General features: G+C 60.4%; 4 protein-coding genes and 1 pseudogene. 4 read left to right on the plus strand and 1 reads right to left on the minus strand.

Annotated features, from left to right (window positions below; all coding sequences use genetic code 11):
• Window positions 1–401 (plus strand): annotated as a pseudogene (locus NW840_RS12885) (hypothetical protein); the annotation flags it as partial.
• A 268-nt stretch (window positions 402–669) separates the two neighbouring features.
• Here the strand turns inward: NW840_RS12885 and NW840_RS12890 are convergent.
• Entirely contained in the window at window positions 670–1812 is a 1143-nt protein-coding gene (locus tag NW840_RS12890) for an AI-2E family transporter (RefSeq protein WP_414344693.1), read from the minus strand.
• Between the two features lie 73 nt (window positions 1813–1885).
• Here NW840_RS12890 and xseA point away from each other — a divergent pair, with 73 nt between their 5' ends.
• The 3 genes from xseA to folD all read left to right on the plus strand — a co-directional run bounded on the left by xseA (window position 1886) and on the right by folD (window position 4357).
• Window positions 1886–3166 carry an exodeoxyribonuclease VII large subunit gene (xseA, locus tag NW840_RS12895; protein ID WP_414344694.1) on the plus strand — a complete coding sequence of 427 codons (1281 nt, stop codon included), beginning with the start codon at window positions 1886–1888 and terminating at the stop codon, window positions 3164–3166.
• Window positions 3147–3383, plus strand: coding sequence for an exodeoxyribonuclease VII small subunit (gene xseB / locus NW840_RS12900; protein ID WP_011431761.1), 237 nt, complete (start codon window positions 3147–3149; stop codon window positions 3381–3383). Before xseA ends, xseB begins: the two co-directional genes overlap by 20 nt.
• A 92-nt stretch (window positions 3384–3475) precedes the next feature.
• Window positions 3476–4357 carry a bifunctional methylenetetrahydrofolate dehydrogenase/methenyltetrahydrofolate cyclohydrolase FolD gene (folD, locus tag NW840_RS12905; RefSeq protein ID WP_414344695.1) on the plus strand — a complete coding sequence of 294 codons (882 nt, stop codon included), beginning with the start codon at window positions 3476–3478 and terminating at the stop codon, window positions 4355–4357.
• Window positions 4358–4682 lie beyond the last annotated feature (325 nt).

Here is a 4682-nt window from a genome sequence, read left to right on the forward strand (position 1 = left end):
CAACGCCAACTCCGACACCCACGCCCACTCCTACTCCGGCGCCAACACCCAGCCCGACGCCCACACCCACACCCACTCCGACTCCAACGCCAGAGGCGACGCCCACGCTTGCACCTCGTCGCCAGCCGCGCTTTCAACTGGGCCGCCCCCGTCCGACACCAGAGGGGATCCCGGCTGTTCCAACGCCACCGCCCGTGGTGGCCACTCCTGAACCTGAGCTTACGCCTGAGCCCAGCCCAGAGCCCTCTCCGCAAGCTGTGCCCACTTCAACTCCCCAGCCTGTGGCTACGCCTTTGCCGCGCGTGACCCCTATCCCTTTCCAGGAGCGGCGAGTGCGCCAGCAGGGGTTGCGGCTTTTCCCGCCGGGACTCCACAGTCCGGCCTTGCCAGGTGAGCAATAGCGGGACGGAGTCCTTGAGTTGATAGAAAGTTGATAGAATGCCCTTCGCGCAGCGGGCCGTGGGCCTCACTGTTTCCCCGATGCCGCTCTGCCTGGGTGCGCAGTTGCCAGTTGTCGCGTTCTCACACCGGTCAAGCGCGAGGAGCGTGGAGCGACGGGAAAGAATCCCCCGGCTCTAGCCGTGGGGAGAACGTCGATTCCTGCCCAATGGAAGGGCCGGTCGTGTGGCTAAGCTGATGGGGTTGAGCCAAGTCAGGAGCATTGCTCCCTTAACCATCTCGCACCGATTGCGGCGGCGGGATGGGATCCTGGGTGGAGCTTTGGATCTCGTTCTCTCCACTTTCCAACCTGAGCAAGGGCCGCAATCGGGATCCCTGCCAGGGATCCAGGACATCCCGAATCAGCACCTCCTGAATCCACACCTGCAGGATTGCCGCCAAAGGCACGGCCAGGAACAGGCCCAGCACCCCAAAGAAAAAGGCTGAAGTAACTTGAGCTACTAGGGTTAGGGCGGGCAGGAGCGACACCTGTCGGGACATAACGATGGGGGTGAAGACGCTGCTTTCCAACTGCTGGATCAGGATATACAGCCCCAGCACTGCCAAGGACTTCCAAGGGGCATCCGTGAGGGCTACCAGCATGGGGGCTACCACGCTTAAGGTGGGGCCGATATTGGGGATGAAGTTGAACAATCCCGCCAGCACCGCATTGGCCAAGATCAGGGGCACCCCCAAAATCCACAGCCCGATCCCACTCAGCAGCATCACCAAGGTGCTGGTGAAGAGGATCCCCATCAGCCAGCCCCGCAGCGCCAGCTCACAGCGCTTGAGGATGTAGCGAATGCGGGGACGGTAAAAGGCCGGGAAAACCGAGACAAAAGCGCGACTGTAGGCTTGGGGATCCGCCAACAACAAAATGGTGAGGATGATTACAAACAATAGGTTGAGCAGGGTGCCAAAAAAGGCAGTGAAGGACTGGGAGAAAAAGTCGCGCACCTGTCGCACCAACTCGGTGGCCTGGGGCACCAAGCTATTGGCCAATTCCCGCAGCGTCGGCAGCTCAATATCCGTCGGCAAAGAGAGAATCAAGCTCTCGAACAGTCGCTGCGCTTGCACGATCCCGGCGGGCACCCCATCGGTAAACAGCCGCCGCAACTGCTCCGCCAGGGGGGGCACCACGATTAGCCCCACCAAGATCGCGGCCACCAAAACCGTCAAACTGGTGATGACAATTGAGGGGCCACGCCGAAAGCCGTAGCGCTGTGGGATCTGGGCCAAGGTATCCAATGCTACTGCCAACACAATGGCCGCGAACACCAACAGCAGGATCTGCCGGATCTGCCAAAGCAGAACTAGCAGGCCCAACAGCGCCCCTAGCCCCAGCCACTGGGCGAAGGTCACCCGCCAGCTCACCTCCTCTCTCGCCCGGTTGTCGCCTATTCTAGATGGGATCCCGACAAGTCCCATCGCTATTCGAGAACCCTGGATGCGCGATCCTGTCCCTTCAGAAGTGACTTTAGCCGCCCGCAGCAGTGGGATGGAGTTTTTGCTCACGGATGAAGCTCCCCTGCTCTCGGTGGGGGGAGTGTCCCGTTATTTGAAATCGCTGCTGGCCGGGGATCCCTACTTGGTCAGGCTGTGGGTGAGCGGGGAAGTCTCCAGTTGCCAGCGCAACCGCAATGGCCACCTGTTCTTGACCCTGACCGATCCGGAAACCGGCGACGTTCTCAAGGGGGTGGTCTGGCAGGGCCAAACTTCCAGGCTCAGCTTCTGGCCGGAAGTGGGGCAACAGGTGCTTGCCCTTGGGCAACTTGGCATCTATAGCGGCGGCAGCCATTATCGCCTCGTCATCTGGCAATTGCTGCCTGCCGGGGAAGGGCTGTTGGCGTTGCGATTTCAACAGCTCAAGGCCCGCCTCAGTGCCGAGGGCTTGTTCGACAACCAACGACCTCTGCCTGTTCATCCCCAGTGCATTGCCGTCGTCAGTTCCCCCCACGCTGCCGGCTGGGGAGATATTCGGCGCACCCTCAACCAGCGCTACCCCGGGCTACGGGTGCTGTTCTCCCCGGCTCAAGTGCAAGGGGAGGCGGCCCCGGAATCAATTGTGCGGGCCATTCGCCGGGTGGAACAGGATGGGCGGGCGGAAGTGCTTCTTTTGGCGCGGGGCGGTGGAGCTAGCGAAGATTTGGCCTGTTTTAACGATGAGCGGGTGGTGCGAGCCATTGCCGAATGTCGGATCCCGGTGGTCACCGGGATTGGCCACCAGCGGGATGAAACCCTGGCTGACTACGCTGCCGACTACGCCGCCCATACCCCAACGGCAGCTGCCGAGCGGATCGTGCCGGATCTGGGGGAATTGCAGCGTCAGGGATCCCAGTTGCGCCAGAAGTTGATCGAACGCACCCGCCAAGCTTTGGAAAAAGCCCAGCAGCGTTTGCAGCAGGCCCAGCACCACTTGGTCTACGTGCATCCAGAGCGGCTGTTGCAACAGGCTCAGGAGCGCTTGACCCAGCGCCAACATCGCCTGCTCCAAGCCGTGCGCCATCGCCTCCGGCAACACCAACAGCACCAACAGGCCCTGCAAGATCGCCTCCAAGCGCTCGATCCCGAAGCCATTCTGAAACGGGGCTATGCCCTGGTGCGAGATGAAGAGGGATCCCTGATCCGCACCCATCGCCTGCCTCCCCAAACCCGCCTGATGATACAACTGGCCTCGGGAAGCCTATGGGTACGAGTAGAGGAGAGCCATGAGCCGCCGCAAACGTGAGGAGCCGTGGCGCTATGAAGCAGCCATTGCCGAGGTGGAAACTTTGATTGCCCAGATTGAATCGGGGGAACTGGATCTGGCGGAAGTGGTGGAGCGCTTTCAACAGGCCGCCCAAACCCTGAAAACCTGCGCGGACTTTTTAGAGCAAAAGCGGCAGCAGGTGGAGATCATCATCGAGCAATTGGGCCAAGAGGAAGAAGACCTGCCCGAATCATAGGGATCCCACCCGATCATTTCCCCTGCACTGCTGTTGCCATTCTGCTTCACTATGGATGGTCGTTGGATGGTTGTCTTTATCCTTGCGCCCCCATGCCCGCAAAGATCCTCGATGGCAAAGCCTTAGCCGCCCGCTTGCAAGCGGAGATGGCCGCCCAAGTGCAAGCTTGGATACCCCAGGTGGGGCGGCCACCGGGATTGGCAGTGCTGCGGGTTGGAGAGGATCCCGCCAGTGCGGCTTACGTGCGTGGCAAAGAGCGGGCCTGTGAGCGGTTGGGCATTGCTTCTTTTGGCCGACATTTTTCCGCCCAAGACTCCCCTGCCCATTTGCTCGACACCATCGACCAACTCAATCAGGACGAGCGGGTGGATGGCATCCTCGTCCAACTGCCCCTGCCCCCCGGCTGGGATCCCATCCCCCCCCTTTTGGCAATCGATCCCGGCAAAGATGTGGATGGACTTCACCCCCTCAACCTGGGCCGGCTGTTGCGCGGCGAACCCGGCTTGCGCAGTTGTACCCCCTTGGGCGTGATGCGCCTGTTGCAAGCAGAAGGGATCCCGATTGCAGGCCGAAAGGCAGTGGTGGTTGGTCGCAGCATCTTGGTGGGCAAGCCCTTGAGCTTGATGTTGTTGGCCGCCGATGCGACGGTCACCCTAGCCCACTCCCGCACCCCCGACTTGGCAGAAGTGACCCGCGCCGCCGACATTGTGGTGATGGCCGTGGGCCGCCCCCGCCTATTGAGGGCAGACATGGTGAAACCCGGCGCGGTGGTCATCGACGTTGGCATCAACCGCATCGAGACCCCCACCGGAGCCGAGCAATTGGTGGGAGATGTGGACTATGAAGCGGTCAAAGAGCTGGCCGCTGCCATCACGCCCGTACCGGGAGGCGTAGGGCCGATGACGGTAACGATGCTGCTGGCCAACACCCTACAGAGCTATAAACTGCGCAGCCACTTGTGTAGTCATTATTAAACAGGAATGAAACATTTCTGTTGCATTGTTCCCTAACTTCCCTCTCTCTCTGGGAGAAGAGCTGGGGTTGGTCGCGGCAGCGGCACAGAGCGCTTGGGGAGTGTCTCAATCTAGCTTGAAATGACTATGGTTTGGAGACTGTTCTCAAAATGTTCTGTTGCTTGGATCCTTCCCCTTTGGCCCAGAAGAGTGAGGAATGGAGAAGTTGCCCCAGAGGAGTTTGAGGTGACCGCTGCAAATGTCCAAGCTGCGCGCGGAGCATGACTCTAGTCAATAATAAGCTCAACTATACTGAAAATAATGTATAATATGTTCAGTACGGATT

Origin of the sequence: Synechococcus sp. R5-13 (genome assembly GCF_047462015.1) — a bacterium.
In the GTDB taxonomy this organism is placed as follows: Bacteria; Cyanobacteriota; Cyanobacteriia; order Thermostichales; family Thermostichaceae; genus Thermostichus.